Below are 15,048 nucleotides of genomic sequence, written 5' to 3'. Positions count from 1 at the left end.
TGGATCAGGCCATACCGCCGGCCACGGCCGGCAGGATCGTGACGTTGTCGCCGTCGGCGAGCTTGGTGTTGATGCCGTCGAGGAAGCGGACGTCCTCGTCGTTCAGGTAGACGTTGACGAAGCGGCGCAGCTGTCCGCCGTCCACGATGCGGGCGTGGATCCCCGCGTGCCGGCTCTCGAGGTCGGTGAACAGGTCGGCGAGGGTGCCGCCGCTGCCCTCCACCGCCTTCTGACCGTCGGTGTAGGTGCGGAGGATGGTCGGGATGCGGACCTCGATGGCCATGGCTCAGGGCTCCTGTCGGGAGTAGTCAGTCGGGGGCGCGCGGCAGCGCAAGTACAGCGGGGGTGGTGCGTGTGAGGCGCCGCGGCTCACGGCCGTACGGCGGCAGGGGCAGCGTCAACAGATGGCGCTGGCGAGCCTGCACAGGTCGACGTGCAGCCGCGCCACGAGCAGCATGCCCGGCGTCTTTTCGCTCACGTCGTGGAAAACCATGGGGTCATCGTATCGATTCCCGGTCCGGCTTTTGGAATGTGATCCCACATCGCGGACGCTTTGCGGCCGGGGAGTGAGACCGCGCTGCTCAGACAGACTCAGTCGGCCGGCTCAGTCCGCCGGTCAGCACGCCGGTCAGTACGCCGGTCAGTACGCCTCGACGACCTTGACCTCCTCCTCCGTCACCTCGCCTTCGACGATCCGGAAGGAGCGGATCTGGAAGTCGCCGAGCCCGTCGGTGTCGGCGGTGGAGACGAGGACGTAGTGCGCGCCGGGCTCGTTGGCGTAGGAGATGTCGGTGCGCGAGGGGTAGGCCTCGGTGGCGGTGTGGGAGTGGTAGATGACCACCGGATCCTCGTCGCGGTCGTCCATCTCGCGGTAGAGCTTGAGCAGGTCGCCGGAGTCGAACTCGTAGAACGTGGGCGACATCGCCGCGTTCAGCATCGGGATGAAGCGCTCGGGGCGGTCCGTGCCCGCCGGGCCCGCCACGACGCCGCACGCCTCGTCGGGGTGGTCCTTGCGCGCGTGGGCGACGATCTGGTCGACGAGGGCCTGGGTGATGGTCAGCATGCTCGTCAGGATAAACAGAGGGGCCGCTCCGTACCGAGGAATGGTACGGAGCGGCCCATATACCGGACGCCCTGAGCGGCAGTCGCCTGGGGCGCCACGAGTGCCCCAGGCGACGGGACGTCCTGGTCCGGCGGTTCGACGGCCGGCCCAAGGGGCGCGGGGAACTGCGCGACCAGCCACGACGAGCCCGCAGACGATCGACGGCCTGGCGCACCAGACGCCCCACGGCCCTTTCAGCGAAGCGCCTAGCCGACCTTTTCGAGTTCGGGCTCGTCGCCGCCGCGGGCCGCGATCTGCGGGTTGCGGCGCTTGAGGAACGCCCAGCCGACACCCAGGGCGACGGCCCAGCCGGCCGCGACGTACAGGCAGACCCGCGCGTCCTTGTCGTACGCGATCATGAAGGTCACGCCGATGAGGAAGAGAAGCGCGACCCAGCTGAACAGCGCACCGCCGGGAGCGGGGAAGGACGAGGCGCGCAGCCGGCCGGCATCGACCGCGGCGCGGTAGCGGATGTGGCTGACGAGGATCATCATCCAGGTCCAGATGCCTGCCGCGGTGGCGACGGAGGTGACGTAGAGGAACGCCTTCTCCGGGACGACGTAGTTCAGCACGACGCCGATGCCCATCAGCGCCACGGACACCGAGATGCCGACGGCGGGCGTCTTGCGGGTGTTGAGCCTGCCGAACGCCTGCGGAGCCTCGCTGTTGGAGGCGAGGTCGCGCAGCATCCGGCCGGTCGAGTACATGCCGGAGTTGCAGGACGACAGGGCCGCGGTGAGCACCACGAAGTTGACGATGCCCGCGGCGAGCGGAATGCCGATCTTGCCGAAGGCGTGGACGAACGGGCTCTCGCCCGCCGAGAACTCGGTCCACTTCACGACGGAGAGGATCACCAGCAGCGCGCCGACGTAGAAGACGATGATGCGCCAGGGCAGCGTGTTGATGGCCTTGGGCAGGGTCTTCTCGGGGTTCTCGGACTCACCCGCGGTGACGCCGACGAGCTCGACGGCGAGGTAGGCGAACATGACGCCCTGGAGCGTCATCAGGCTGGAGCCGATGCCGTTCGGGAAGAAGCCGCCGTGCGACCAGAGGTTGGAGACGGTGGCGGTGTCACCGGCGTCGGAGAAGCCGAGGGTGAGCACGCCGAGGCCGATGACGATCATGCCGATGATGGCGGTGACCTTGATCATCGAGAACCAGAACTCGACCTCGCCGAAGATCTTGACGGAGATCAGGTTGACGCCGAACAGCACCACCAGGAACACCAGGGCGCTGACCCATTGCGGAATCTCTGGGAACCAGAAGTGGATGTAGATCGCGGCGGCCGTGAGCTCGGCCATGCCCGTGACCACCCACATGAGCCAGTACGTCCAGCCCGTGACGAAGCCGAAGAAGGGGCCGAGGAATTCGCGGGCGTACTCGGCGAAGGAGCCGGAGACGGGCCGGTAGAGGAGCAGCTCGCCCAGGGCCCGCATGATGAAGAAGATGACGACGCCCGCGAGGGCGTACATGAGGATGATGCTGGGGCCGGCCTTCGCGATGTTCGCTCCGGCACCCATGAAGAGGCCGACGCCGATGGCGCCGCCGATCGCGATCATCTGGACCTGACGGCTGCCGAGACCTCGCTCGTACCCCTCTTCCGGGGCACCCGTGGCCGTCGCGTCAGTGACCTTCGAAGAGGTCATGTGTAGTGCGCCTTTCTCCATGCCGACCCGGGCCCTTCGTCGGCCTCGGATCGGGTCTCGATCCCCCCGGATTGCTGGAGCTGAGCGGGCTCGGGGTGGTGCGGGTGCGTTCCCGCGTCGTTCGGTGCGTGCTCTCGGTGTGCCGGACTTGGGTCCTCGTAGCGGAGCTACCAGGGCCTTTGGCCGGTGCGGCGAGAACGCGTGCCGGGCGGCGCGGGGGCGTGCCCGAGCTTCCCCCGGGTTCGCTCGTGCCCGGCCGACGATCCGTCGGCCATGTGGCGCACCCGGCCGAACATTCGGGTGGTGCTCGGCGGGCGTCGTGAAGATTTATCACGGCCGTCACGCTGATCGGCTAAAGGACATGTGGCGCATCGCACAAGAAGAACCGGACAAAAGGATCGCCGCCCCCCAAGGCGGGTGGCGGCGGTGACGCGATCGTTATCCGGATTTGAGCGTCCGCTGAGCGAACACAGAACCGTCACATATGACTACAGAAGCGTCGCAACTTACGGCATCAGCGTGGCGACCAACGTCTCCTGGAGACCGCCCAGCCACAGATACGCCATCACCATCGGCTTGCGCGGGTCCTCGTCCGGGAGCCGGTAGAGCAGGTCGGTGTCGTCCTCGTCGGCGATGTCCAGGCGGGAGCCGATGGCCAGGCGCAGGTCGTTGAGGGCGCCGAGCCACTGCTGGGACTCCTCGACGGAGAGCTTGAGCACCGCACCCCCCTCACCGGCGGAGGCGGTGCTGAGCCCGTCCAGGGAGCGGACCACCGTGAGCGCGTTGTCGCGCTTGCCGGCCCGCAGGTCGTTCTCGGTGTAGCGGCGGAACTCCGCGGAGTACGCCCGCTGCTCCTCGGCCTCCTTGGCCTGCGGGGTGCCCTCGGGGTCGCCGTAGGCGTCCGGGAAGAGGCGCTTGAGGACGGGGTCGGCGGGCGGTTCGCTCGGCCCGTCGCTGAACAGCTCGGCGAGCGGGTCGTCGGGGGCGTCCTCGGCGGGGCCCGGGCCGATGAGCTCCAGGAGCTGGACGGCCAGCGACCGGATGATGGAGATCTCGACGTCGTCGAGGGCGACGGCCGCACCGCCGCCGGGGAGCGGTTCGAAGGTTCCTGGCATGAAGGAGATTCGCTACTTCCGGTCCTGTCGGTGCTTCCGGGCCTGCGGGCGAGCGGTCATTTGCGGTCCTGCTGGAGGGTGGCCCACAGACCGTAGCCGTGCATGGCCTGCACGTCGCGCTCCATCTCCTCGCGACTGCCGCTGGAGACGACCGCCCGGCCCTTGTGGTGGACGTCGAGCATGAGCTTCGTGGCCTTGTCCTTCGTGTAGCCGAAGTACGACTGGAAGACGTAGGTCACGTAGCTCATCAGGTTGACCGGGTCGTTGTGGACGATGGTGACCCAGGGGACGTCCGGCTCGGGGACGGCGAAGACCTCCTCCGCCGACTCGGTGCGTTCGATCTCTAGGGGAGCGGGTGACGTCACAGTGCCCATGCTGCCACCGCAGGGGGGTGGTCGCACAAACGGGCTGCGCAGGCGCGCCCGTTGTGACGTCCACCCCAGAAATCGTCAAACTGACGAGATGGGGGTACCATCCTTGCCATGCTGCATACACCGGGGGACAACCCCCGGACCCCCGGCCGCCTGGGGGCACCCGAAGAAACATGGCTAGGAGAGCTTTCGTGGATGTAGCGGACCTTGGGCTGCCGGTGGAAGTTCCGTCGACGGCGCTCTTCACGGATCAGTACGAGTTCACGATGCTGCAGGCCGCCATGAAGTCGGGCACCGCCGAGCGGCGGAGCGTGTTCGAGGTCTTCACCCGGCGGCTGCCCGAGGGCCGGCGCTACGGCGTCGTGGCCGGCACCGGCCGCGTGCTGGACGCCGTGGAGAACTTCCGCTTCGACGGGGACGTCCTCGCCTTCCTGCGCGAGCGGAAGATCGTCGACGAGGAGACTTTGGACTGGCTCGCGGACTACCGCTTCTCCGGCGACATCTGGGGCTACCCCGAGGGCGAGGTCTACTTCCCCGGCTCGCCGGTCATGCGGGTCGAGGGCACCTTCGCCGAGTGCGTGCTGCTGGAGACGGTGATCCTCTCCATCCTCAACCACGACTCCGCGATCGCCGCGGCCGCCTCCAGGATGTCGTCGGCCGCCGGTGAGCGCCCGATCATCGAGATGGGCGCCCGGCGCACCCACGAGCTTGCCGCGGTGGCCGCCTCACGTGCCGCGTATCTCGGCGGCTTCACCTCCACCTCCGACCTCGCAGCGGGCTTTCGCTACGGCATCCCCACCGTCGGCACCAGCGCCCACGCCTTCACGCTGCTGCACGACCGGGAGCGGGACGCCTTCCAGGCCCAGGTGAAGTCCATGGGCCGGGGCACCACGCTGCTCGTGGACACCTACGACGTCGCGGAGGCGGTCCGTACGGCCGTCGAGGTCGCCGGGCCCGAGCTGGGCGCCGTCCGGATCGACTCGGGCGACCTGCTGCTGGTCGCGCACCGGGTCCGGCAGCAGCTGGACGAGCTGGGCGCGACGGACACCAGGATCATCGTGACCTCCGACCTGGACGAGTACGCCATCGCCTCGCTGGCCGCGGCACCGGTGGACGCGTACGGCGTCGGCACCCAGCTGGTGACCGGCTCCGGGCATCCGACCTGCTCGATGGTCTACAAGCTGGTCGCCCGTGCCGAGTCCGCCGACCCCAAGGCACCGCTGGTGCCGGTCGCGAAGAAGTCCAGCGGCGGCAAGACCTCCGTCGGCGGCCGCAAGTGGGCGGCCCGGCGCCTGGACGAGTACGGCGTCGCGGAGGCCGAGGTCGTCGGCACCGGGCCGGTTCCGGACGCTCTCGCCGACCGGCAGCTGCTGGTCGAACTGGTCAAGGGCGGTGACGTGGTGGCCCGCGAGTCGCTGGATGTCGTACGGGACCGGCACACGGCCGCTCGCGCGAACCTGCCGCTGTCCGCGACGCAGCTCTCGCGCGGGGAACCTGTCATCCCGACGGAGTATGTCAACGGGCGCTCGGGGAGCCTGACGGGGTCGTGAAGCGAGTGCGCCCGGCGCGCTCACTCCATGCCCCCTCCCGCAGTGCACCCGAAGTCTCTAGGCTCGGAGGTTCACGGCCGGGCCCGCACGCTTTCACCGTCCCGACCTCAGCGTCCATAACCGAAGGACACCGACCATGCGCCGCGCCTTGATCGTCGTAGATGTGCAGAACGACTTCTGCGAGGGAGGCAGCCTCGCGGTGGCCGGCGGTGCCGACGTGGCCGCCGCCGTCACCGAGCTGATCGGACAGGCGGCCGGGTCGGGCTACCAGCATGTCGTGGCGACCCGCGATCACCACATCGCCCCCGGCGGCCACTTCTCCACGAACCCCGACTTCGCCCACTCCTGGCCCGCGCACTGCGTCGCCGGCACGGAGGGTGTCGGCTTCCACCCGAACTTCGCCCCCGCGGTCGCGTCCGGCGCGATCGACGCCGTGTTCGACAAGGGGGCGTACGCGGCGGCGTACAGCGGGTTCGAGGGGGCCGACGAGAACGGGGTACGGCTGGCGGACTGGCTGCGGGCCAGGGAGGTCGTGGAGGTGGACGTGGTGGGCATCGCCACGGACCACTGTGTGCGCGCCACCGCGCTCGACGCGGCGCGGGAGGGCTTCCGTACGCAGGTCCTGCTGGATCTGACCGCGGGGGTGTCCTCGGAGACCACGGACCGGGCGCTCGAGGAGATGCGCGAGGCGGGCGTCGAACTGACGGGCAAGCCGGTCGTCGCCTAGGCCGTCGCCCAGCGGCCCGCACAGGCCCTCAGCAACTCACCCAGGCCCTCAGTGGCTCACACCGGCGCCGCAGGGGTCCGCCGGGAACTCCGCGGAGGTGCCACGCTCGGGCCGTCGGGCGGCTGCGGCGCGCAGGCCCTCAGGGGCTCACACCGGCGCCGCAGGGGTCCGCCGGGAACTCCGCGGAGGTGCCGCGCTCAGGCCGTCGGGCGGCTGCGGCACGCAGGCCCTCAGGGGCTCACACCGGCGCCGCAGGGGTCCGCCGGGAGCTCCGCGGAGGTGCCGCGCTCGGGCCGTCGGGCGGCTGCGGCACGCAGGCCCTCAGTAGCTCACGCCGCCGCCTCAGGGGTCCGCCGGGAGCTCCGCGGGGGACCGCGCTCGGCCGGCGGGCGGCTGCGGGCCGCTGAGGCTGGTCGCCCGCGCGGCGGACCCACATTTCGATGCGGCCCCGCGCCCCGAGGCCGGCGCTGCCGAACCGTCGCCGATCCGGTCAGGGCCGCTTCAGTTCCTGCGCGCTCACGCCGGCGCGGCCGGGCGCCTCAGCAGGGCCCGGATGGGGTGCCACAGCTCCTGCGCCAGGTCAGGGCCCAGGACGACACCGTTGTCAGGTGCCGTTCGCCATATCAGGCCGTCCGGGTGGTGCAGGACCGCCGTGATCTCGTCGGGGGTCGGCGGGGCGGCGTTGCCCCGCAGGTAGACGGCGCGCATGCCCAGGTTGCGGAGCCTGGTCAGGGCTCGGGCGCGGTTCTGGGCGTGGACGAGGACACGGACGCAGCCCGTGCCGTCGGCGGTGGGTCTGGGCAGGTTCAGCGCCACCACGACGCTGCCGGTCGGCAGCTTGCAGAAACCTCCTGCGGCCATGCGGTCACACCCCCGTGCGAGTCGGTGTCAGGGTCGATGTCAGTTCCGGTGTCAATAACGGAAGCACAGGGTGCACCTAAACACGATCGGCGGCAACCCGCCAGGGGGTTGCCGCCGATCGCGCCTTGACCTGCATAAATGCGGTTTACTTCACCGCGGGACCGACCTCGACCGTGATCGTCGAGCCGTCCTTGGGCTCCTTGATGATCTTGATCTTGGTGTTGGTGTCAGTGATCTTGACACCCGCGGTCGGGGTCTCCGCGCTGTAGTACGTGCTGGTGTGGTCGTTGAAGACCGGCACCCCCGCACGCGACGGGATCCGGGTCGCGACGTCCGCGTTGTGCAGCGTCATGCCGTCCGTGCGGAACGTGCTGAACGGCGAGTCGTAGGACTGGATGCGGTTGCGCATCAGCGTGCCGTCGGACCACTTCAGCGGCGCCGGGTGGGAGTCGACCGGGAGGACCAGGCCGACACCGGGGTGCTTGCTGGTGTTGTTGTCCGCCTGGGAGGTGTCCCACTTCCAGATCAACAGGCCGTTCTGGTAGGCGTAGTGCTCCACCCAGTCCGGACGGGTCGTCGAGAAGCCGAAGTTGTACGGGCCCGTCTTCAGCGTCTTGTCATACGACACGTACTGACGGTTCTCGGCGATGTAGTACTGCGCGTAGTCGTCCGTGATGGACGCGCCGATGCGCGAGAAGCCCTTCGTCTTCCAAGCGGCGTCCGCGGCCTCGGCGTTGTCGGAGAACACGGCCGTGCCGTCGGCGGTCACGGTGATCTGGTCGGCCGCGAAGCCCTTCTGGGCCACGCCGCCGTCCGTCTGGTAGCGGAAGCGCAGGTCGATCTTCTTGCCCGCATAGGCGTCGAGCGGGAAGGCCAGCTTCTTGTACGCGTCCACCGTGCCGGTGATCGCCGGCTTGCCGCTGGCGTCCTTCGGGATGGCCGCACCGTCGACGGTGCCGTCGATCGCGGTCCAGTTGGCGCCGCCGTCGGTGGAGACCTCGGTGTAGAGGTAGTCGTACTCGGCCTCGATGTCGTACCAGCCGTCGAGCGTCAGGGAGGCCGCCGACTTGCCGGTGAGGTCCACCGAACGGGTCAGCGTGTTGGCGAGGTTGTCGCCGCTGCCGCTCCACCACTGGTTCGCGCCCTGCGCCGGGGCGACGATCTCGGTGGTGACCTTCTTCTTGGGCAGCTCGACCACGAGGGCCTGCTTGTGCCGGGTGTTGTACTCGGCGACGCCCAGCTTGTGCTCGGACGTCGTCGCGGCCTTGGCCGTGTCGTACTTCAGCCAGCCCAGCTGCAGCTTGTCCCAGCCGGTCATGTCGCCGGGCAGGTCACCGATCTCCTTCTTGCCGGTGCCGAGCCAGGAACCGGAGGACATCAGGGTCCAGAAGCCGGTGGAGTTCTCGCCGCCCTGGGTGTCGTAGTGGTCCGGCAGACCGAGGTCGTGGCCGTACTCGTGGGCGAAGACGCCGAGGCCGCCGTTCTCCGGCTGGACGGTGTAGTCGCCGACCCAGATACCGGTGGAGCCGATCTGCGCGCCGCCCAGCTTGTTGCCGGCCGGGCCGGTGGCACCCGCGTCGGTGCCGAACGCGTACCAGCGGTGGGCCCAGATCGCGTCGGTGCCCTGCGCGCCACCGCCCGCGGACTCGTCCTCACCGGCGTGCACGATCTGGAAGTGGTCGATGTAGCCGTCGGCCTCGTTGAAGTCGCCGTCGCCGTCGAAGTCGTAGCGGTCCCACTGGTCGAACTGCGCGACGTCCGCCTTGATCTCGGCGTCGGTCCTCCCAGCTGCCTTCTGCTGGGCGACCCACGAGGTCAGACCGTCGCTGACGACGTTCCAGACGCTGGAGCAGTTGGTCTGGCCGCAGGCGTTGTTGCCGTAACGGGCCTCGTTGTAGGGGACCTTGACCCAGTCGGTGACCTCACCGTCGACCGAGTAACGGCCCGAGGACTGCTTCTCGTAGTACTTCTTCAGCGACTCGGTCTTCTTGCCGGTGCCGAAGTAGAGGTCCTCGTAGTGCTTCTTGTTGTAATCCGCCTGCCAGGCGGTCGAGTTGTCCTTCTTGCGGTCCGGCTCGGCTATCTCGTTGTGAGCCGGGCCCGGCGTACCGCCGAACTCGCTGATCTTGTCGCCGAACTCGACCAGGATCGTGAAGATCTTGTCGGTCTTCTCGCGGCCCAGCTCGACGTACTTGCTGTCGCCCTTCTTGCTCTTGAGCTCGACGACCTGCGAGCCGTCACGCTTCTTGGCCTTGGCCCGCCCGGATATGAGCTGGTTCAGGGCCTCCTCGCGCTGCGCCTCCTGAGTCTTGCTCATCGGGCCGTCGAGGTTGTGGTCGGCGTGAGTGTGCTCCGCCGGGTCGTGCCGCTCGACGGACGCCGTCGGCGCGCCTTCGTCGGCCTGAGCCACCGCGAAGGTCGAGAACGTCGCCGCTGCGGTCGCGAGCGCGACGGCGGTTGCCGCCGTTCGGAACGTCCAGGGTCTACTGGTCACTTGCTTCCTCCCCCGCGTCCGGGCACGCGGAAGGAAGGGTCCTGGTCGTGGAGTTTCCGCGGGCGCCTGATCAACGCGTGTAGTCAAGTGACGACATTTGACTAGAGGTTAAGCAGAAAAAACAGACCTTGACTTGGACAGGTCAATTGCATTATGCGGAGTTGATGTTCGTTTAGCGGACAACGACCTTTCCGGCAATGGGCGCGTGCCGCCGTCCACTTGGTGGACGAGATGACTCCGTGCGCCCCCCGTGCACCGGCACTGTTGGTCAGGTCACGCTTACGGTTTGTTCCACTCGGGCATGCACGCCGTTAGAGTCGGATGGCGGAACGCCCGGACGTCGGCGGAAAGCCAGGCCGAGACCCCCGTGCACCCCTGATTCCGAGGACACGATGATCATGCCTCGTCCGACTGCCGCACAGCTCGCCTACGGCTCGTGCACCGTGATCTTTTCGACTCTCGCCATGCTGCTGCTGTCACAGACCAGTTCGGGCGTGGGGATCGCGGTCATCGCCGTATCAGCGCTTCTGCTCGGGCTGCTGGTCGCCATGACGGTGCCCATGCCCAAGAAGCCCCGCGTGGTGGTTGTGCGCAAGCCCGCCCGCACTGAACGGGAACAGGCTGAGGAGCCTGTCCTGACCCAGTCCTGACGTACGCGGACCGCCGGCGCCGACCCGGTTGCCGGCGCCGGCGTCGCCGTCAGCTGGTGCTGACCACCACCGTCTTCGCCGACTTGTCGTGCAGGCCCTGCTTGTAGGGGCGGTCGAAGTAGCTCCAGCCACCGCAGATCACGGTCCAGATGCAGGCGCAGCAGAACGCGAACGGGATCCACAGCACCGCCGCACGGATCAGCGAGGTCTGCACGGAGGGCGTGGCGCCGTTGTCGAGGTTGGCCACCCGCATGTCGAGCAGCTTCTTGCCGAGCGTCTGCCCTGTTTTGGCGGTCAGGTAGGTGTCGTAGCCGATGAAGAGCACGGCGGCGACCAGTGACTGCAGGAACGACTTGCCGTACTCCACCTTGTCGGTGTCCACGTCGTACTCGGTGACGCCGAACCCCCACGTGAGCAGCCAGACGACGACGCCCACCAGGATCATGTCGATGATGCGGGCCAGCGTGCGCTTTCCGCTGCCGGCGAGCGGCGGCATCCCGGCGAGCGGGTCGGCGGGCTGACCGCCGCCGCCGTACGGGTCACCCCCGTACGGGCCGCCGCCGCCGTAGGGGGGCGGGGGCTGGCCGCCGGGAGGAGGCGGAGGCTGGCCGCCGTACGGTGGCTGATCACCGTACGGCGAACCCGAGCCCCCGTCCGGCGGGGGCTGCTTCTTGAACGGATCGTCTTCCGGGGGCTGCTGACCGGGGCCGGGAGGCGGTTCGCTGCTCATGGCCCGAGTCGACCGCGAACCGGGCGGCTCCGCATCCGGCGCGGGGCCGTCCGGGGTACGGAATCTTCCGGGCCGTTTGCCGTATGCGGTCAGCCCGCAACGAACGTACGCGCCGCCTTGTCGTGCCAGCACTGGCGCCAGGGCCGGTCGAACAGGCACCACAGCACGCCGACGACACCGACGGCGAGCAGGCCGGGGATGCTGTAGACGAGCCAGCGGCGCAGGGCCGCGCCGAACACCGGGGGTTCGTGGGCCTCGATGTCCCGCACCTCCAGGCCGAGCAGCTTCTTGCCCAGCGTGCGGCCCCACTTGGCGGTGGGCAGGACCTCGTAGACCACGCCGAACAGGAGCAGCACGGCCAGGATGACGCCGAGATACGCCGAGGTCGTGCCGTCCAGCAGCCAGACGGTGACCGTCTCGCCGGAGAGCTTGGCGGCGTCGATCTTGCCGTTGACGTGGTCGAGCGCCTTGGTGCCGAGCGGCACGGCGGCCACCGCGGTGACGGCGGCCAGCACGACGGTGTCCAGCAGCCTCGCGGCCAGCCGCTTGCCGAGGCCCGCGGGGCGGGCGGCGGCCTGACGCATGGCGGCCGCCTGGAACGGGTCCAGGGTCGGCGGCTTCCACGGGGCGACCGGCTGGTCGTCGCCGGGGCCCGCGAGCCGGTGCACCTGCTGCGCCCAGGAGGACTGGCCGCCGCCGGCGCCCGACGTGAGGGGCGTGCCGGACGCGGCCGCCGCCGGCTGCGGTCCGCCGGACTGGTGAGGGATGCTCGGGGAGGCCTGTTGCGGGCCGGAGAAGGCTGCGGGGGCGCTGCCGGCGGCCTGGGCGGCAGCCGCGGCCCCGGCGGCCGTCTGAGCCTGCCCCTGGGCCACTGAGGCCCGTTCGGCGGCGGCCTTCCCGGCGCCGAAGCCGGGGCCCTGCGGCGCGCCGGCCGTGGAGGGGCGCTCCGCGTCCGGACGTGCGGCGCCCGAACCGGCGGACGCGCCGGTGCTTCCGGACTGCGCCCCGGCCGCCCCGCCCTGCTGACCCGTGCGCGGGGGCACCGCGCGGATGGCCATGGTGCCGTCGACGGGGGCGGGGCCGCCGGACTCCGCGACGGGCCTGCGCATCATGAACGTGTCACTGGAGGCGGCGCCCCCCGCGGGCGCGTCCGGTTCGGCGGGCGGGGCCGAGGCGGTGCCGTCCGTGCGGGCGGCGTGCCCGTCCGGGTGGGCTGGGCCGCCGGTGGCCGCCGCCGCGCGCGGGTCCCTCGGGTCGGGCTCGTGCGGGTTGCCCCAGGAGACGCGGTGGTCCTGTTCGCCGCCGAAGCCGGCCTGATGGGCCGGGTCGGCGCCCCAGGCGGACGCCGGCTCGGGCCGGCTGCCGTGCTGGGCGTCGGCCGGCGAGGCCCCCTGGACCGGCTCCTCGTCGAAGAAGTGCGGGCCGGTCTCCTCGACCGAACCGGCCGGGGGCAGGTCGGGGTTCGCGCCGTGCGGAGGCGCGAGCGATTCGCCGTCCGTCGGTGCCGGACGGCTGGTGCCCGGCACCCAGGAGGCGCCGTTCCAGTACCGGACATATCCAGGAATGGACGGGTCCGGGTAATACCCTTCGCGGGGCCTGTCGTCACCCGGGGCCGGGGTTGGGGCGCTCATGTCCGTCGTCCGGTATCTGCTCGTGGGTCAAATAGGGGTCTCCACATCTATCAGACGGGCGCAACAACCACCGCCAGTCCCGTAGGACCCACCCCTTTCCGGGCAACCTCGTACACGTGCTTCACATGTGCGATAGGGCCGTGGGACCGGGGCCGGGAAAAAGTCCTGCGAACCCGCGTAATGGTCCACTCCCGCGCTCCCTCTCCACTCGTACGGGCCCGCTCGCACAGGGCCGTACGCGTCACGAGAGAGGAACGCACGCCATGGAGCACACCGTCGTCGAGCGTGAGCTGGAGCTCAGGCTCATCCTGTCGCCCGAGCGCAGCGTCTGCGTGCCGGCGCTGTTGAGCTATCGCAGCGACGATCCGTTCGCCGTCCACATCGCCTTCCACATCAACTCCGAGCACCCCGTGCACTGGACCTTCTCCCGCGAACTGCTCGTGGAGGGGGTGTTCCGGCCGTGCGGGCACGGGGACGTGCGGGTGTGGCCGACGAAGGTCGAGGGCCGCAGTGTGGTGCTGATGGCACTGAGTTCGCCGGACGGGGACGCGCTGCTGGAGGCGCCCGCGGCGCAGGTCTCGGCCTGGCTGGAGCGGACCTTGCGGGTGGTGCCCCCGGGGACTGAAGGCGGGCAGCTGGGGATCGACGGCGCGCTCGACCAGCTGCTCGCCCGGTGAGCGGTGCCCGAGGGCCGTATCAGAACAGCTTGCCCGGGTTCAGGATGTCCAGCGGGTCGAACACCTGCTTGATGCCCCGCTGCATCTCGATCCCGACGGGGCCGATCTCGCGCGCCAGCCACTCCTTCTTCAGGACACCCACGCCGTGCTCGCCGGTGATCGTGCCGCCGAGTTCCAGGCCGAGGGCCATGATCTCGTCGAAGGACTCGCGGGCGCGCCGGGACTCGTCGGGGTCGGCGGCGTCGAAGCACACGGTCGGGTGGGTGTTGCCGTCACCGGCGTGGGCGACGACGCCGATGGTGAGCTGGTGCTTCTCGGCGATCCGCTCGACGCCCTCGATCAGGTCGCCGAGCCGCGAGCGGGGCACGCACACGTCGTCGATCATCGTCACGCCGCGCACCGCCTCCAGCGCGGTGAGGGACAACCGCCGCGCCTGGAGGAGGAGTTCGGACTCGGCCGCGTCGTCCGCCGGGACCACCTGGGTGGCGCCGGCCGCCTCGCACAGGGCTCCCACGGCGGCGAGGTCGGAGGCGGGGTCCGGGGTGTCGAAGGCGGCCAGGAGCAGGGCCTCGGTCGTCTCCGGCAGCCCCATGTGCGCGAGGTCGTTGACGGCCTTGACCGTCGTACGGTCCATGATCTCCAGCAGCGAGGGCACATGCCCGCCGGCCATGATCCGGCACACCGCGTCACAGGCGGCCGCCGCCGACGCGAACTCGGCGGCGAGGACCAGCTGCTGCGGCGGCTGCGGCCGCAGCGCCAGGACGGCCCGTACGACGATGCCGAGCGAACCCTCGGAGCCGACGAACAGGCGGGTCAGGTCGTACCCCGCGACACCCTTGGCGGTACGGCGGCCGGTGGACATCAGCCGCCCGTCTGCGAGGACGACCTCGAGGCCGAGCACGTACTCGGCGGTCACCCCGTACTTCACGCAGCACAGGCCGCCGGAGGCGGTGCCGATGTTGCCGCCGATCGTGCACATCTCCCAGCTGGAGGGGTCCGGCGGGTAGTACAGGCCGTGTTCGCCCACCGCGCGCGAGAGGGCGGCGTTGATGACGCCGGGCTCGACGACGGCGATGCGGTCGACGGGGTTGATCTCCAGGATGCGGTCCATCTTGGTCAGGGACAGCACGATGCAGCCGTCGGAGGCGTTGGCCCCGCCCGACAGGCCCGTGCGGGCGCCCTGCGGGACGACCGGGACGCGCAGGGCGGTGGCGGTGCGCATGACGTGCTGGACCTCTTCGACGGTCCGCGGCAGGACGACGACGGCGGGGGCGCCGGCCGGGCAGAAGCTGGCCATGTCGTTGGCGTAGGCGGCCGTGACGTCGGGGTCGGTGAGGACGGCCTCGGCAGGCAGACCCGCGAGCAGCCGCTCGGTGAGGTCACCCCGGGCCTGGTCGGGTGCGGCTTCGGTACGGCTCATGATCACAGCGTCGCACTCGGGGCCATCGGTGTGAACCCCGTGTACGGCGGTCGGGTTCGAACGGGTGTGGTCGT

At 70.0% G+C, this 15,048-nt stretch carries 15 protein-coding genes; 4 read left to right on the top strand and 11 right to left on the bottom strand.

Annotation, left to right across the window (positions count from 1 at the left end; all coding sequences use genetic code 11):
- Nucleotides 1-4 precede the first annotated feature (4 nt).
- The 6 genes from ACFY5C_RS21105 to clpS form a co-directional block, all read right to left on the bottom strand.
- Nucleotides 5-283: a MoaD/ThiS family protein gene (locus tag ACFY5C_RS21105; RefSeq protein WP_389446361.1), complete on the bottom strand. Its 279-nt coding sequence runs from the start codon at nt 281-283 to the stop codon at nt 5-7.
- A 114-nt stretch (nt 284-397) separates the two neighbouring features.
- The gene (locus ACFY5C_RS21100; protein WP_316959376.1) at nt 398-493 is read right to left on the bottom strand and encodes a putative leader peptide; all 96 of its coding nucleotides are present in this window, start codon (nt 491-493) and stop codon (nt 398-400) included.
- A gap of 147 nt (nt 494-640) precedes the next feature.
- Nucleotides 641-1,063 carry a Mov34/MPN/PAD-1 family protein gene (locus ACFY5C_RS21095; protein WP_389446359.1) on the bottom strand — a complete coding sequence of 141 codons (423 nt, stop codon included), beginning with the start codon at nt 1,061-1,063 and terminating at the stop codon, nt 641-643.
- Nucleotides 1,064-1,308: 245 nt separating this feature from the next.
- Nucleotides 1,309-2,748: an amino acid permease gene (locus ACFY5C_RS21090; protein WP_389446357.1), complete on the bottom strand. Its 1,440-nt coding sequence runs from the start codon at nt 2,746-2,748 to the stop codon at nt 1,309-1,311.
- A 506-nt stretch (nt 2,749-3,254) separates the two neighbouring features.
- On the bottom strand, nt 3,255-3,863 hold the full coding sequence (locus ACFY5C_RS21085; RefSeq protein ID WP_389446355.1) for a DUF2017 domain-containing protein: 609 nt from the start codon (nt 3,861-3,863) through the stop codon (nt 3,255-3,257).
- A gap of 56 nt (nt 3,864-3,919) precedes the next feature.
- Entirely contained in the window at nt 3,920-4,237 is a 318-nt protein-coding gene (gene clpS, locus ACFY5C_RS21080) for an ATP-dependent Clp protease adapter ClpS (RefSeq protein ID WP_328427371.1), read from the bottom strand.
- Nucleotides 4,238-4,425: 188 nt separating this feature from the next.
- On the opposite strand from clpS, the gene ACFY5C_RS21075 reads away from it, so the two are divergent.
- Together ACFY5C_RS21075 and ACFY5C_RS21070 are read left to right on the top strand one after the other, a co-directional pair.
- The gene (locus tag ACFY5C_RS21075; RefSeq protein WP_389446353.1) at nt 4,426-5,784 is read left to right on the top strand and encodes a nicotinate phosphoribosyltransferase; all 1,359 of its coding nucleotides are present in this window, start codon (nt 4,426-4,428) and stop codon (nt 5,782-5,784) included.
- A gap of 136 nt (nt 5,785-5,920) precedes the next feature.
- The gene (locus tag ACFY5C_RS21070) at nt 5,921-6,511 is read left to right on the top strand and encodes an isochorismatase family protein (protein WP_389446351.1); all 591 of its coding nucleotides are present in this window, start codon (nt 5,921-5,923) and stop codon (nt 6,509-6,511) included.
- A 516-nt stretch (nt 6,512-7,027) separates the two neighbouring features.
- Here ACFY5C_RS21070 and ACFY5C_RS21065 read toward each other — a convergent pair.
- Both ACFY5C_RS21065 and ACFY5C_RS21060 read right to left on the bottom strand, forming a co-directional pair.
- Nucleotides 7,028-7,372, bottom strand: coding sequence for a hypothetical protein (locus ACFY5C_RS21065; RefSeq protein WP_383608758.1), 345 nt, complete (start codon nt 7,370-7,372; stop codon nt 7,028-7,030).
- 145 nt (nt 7,373-7,517) lie between these two features.
- A complete protein-coding gene (locus ACFY5C_RS21060; protein WP_389446348.1) occupies nt 7,518-9,866 on the bottom strand; it encodes an immune inhibitor A domain-containing protein in 2,349 nt (782 codons plus the stop codon).
- 398 nt (nt 9,867-10,264) lie between these two features.
- Between ACFY5C_RS21060 and ACFY5C_RS21055 the strand changes: the two genes are divergently transcribed.
- Nucleotides 10,265-10,516, top strand: a complete 252-nt coding sequence (locus tag ACFY5C_RS21055; protein ID WP_328427367.1) for a hypothetical protein — start codon at nt 10,265-10,267, stop codon at nt 10,514-10,516.
- A 49-nt stretch (nt 10,517-10,565) separates the two neighbouring features.
- Here ACFY5C_RS21055 and ACFY5C_RS21050 read toward each other — a convergent pair whose 3' ends face one another.
- Both ACFY5C_RS21050 and ACFY5C_RS21045 read right to left on the bottom strand, forming a co-directional pair.
- The gene (locus tag ACFY5C_RS21050; RefSeq protein ID WP_389446346.1) at nt 10,566-11,246 is read right to left on the bottom strand and encodes an RDD family protein; all 681 of its coding nucleotides are present in this window, start codon (nt 11,244-11,246) and stop codon (nt 10,566-10,568) included.
- Nucleotides 11,247-11,335: 89 nt separating this feature from the next.
- Nucleotides 11,336-12,877 (bottom strand): RDD family protein, encoded by a 1,542-nt coding sequence (locus ACFY5C_RS21045; protein WP_389446344.1) that lies wholly within the window; start codon nt 12,875-12,877, stop codon nt 11,336-11,338.
- A gap of 263 nt (nt 12,878-13,140) precedes the next feature.
- Between ACFY5C_RS21045 and ACFY5C_RS21040 the strand changes: the two genes are divergently transcribed.
- A complete protein-coding gene (locus ACFY5C_RS21040) occupies nt 13,141-13,554 on the top strand; it encodes an SsgA family sporulation/cell division regulator (protein ID WP_389446342.1) in 414 nt (137 codons plus the stop codon).
- 19 nt (nt 13,555-13,573) lie between these two features.
- Here ACFY5C_RS21040 and ACFY5C_RS21035 read toward each other — a convergent pair whose 3' ends face one another.
- Nucleotides 13,574-14,980 carry an FAD-linked oxidase C-terminal domain-containing protein gene (locus ACFY5C_RS21035; protein ID WP_328430547.1) on the bottom strand — a complete coding sequence of 469 codons (1,407 nt, stop codon included), beginning with the start codon at nt 14,978-14,980 and terminating at the stop codon, nt 13,574-13,576.
- Between the last annotated feature and the right edge of the window lie 68 nt (nt 14,981-15,048).

Source organism: Streptomyces sp. NPDC012935 (genome assembly GCF_042900345.1).
Classification (GTDB): Bacteria; Actinomycetota; Actinomycetes; order Streptomycetales; family Streptomycetaceae; genus Streptomyces.
The sequence above is the reverse complement of the archived record's forward strand: the minus strand, read 5'-3'. Positions and strand labels throughout refer to the sequence as shown.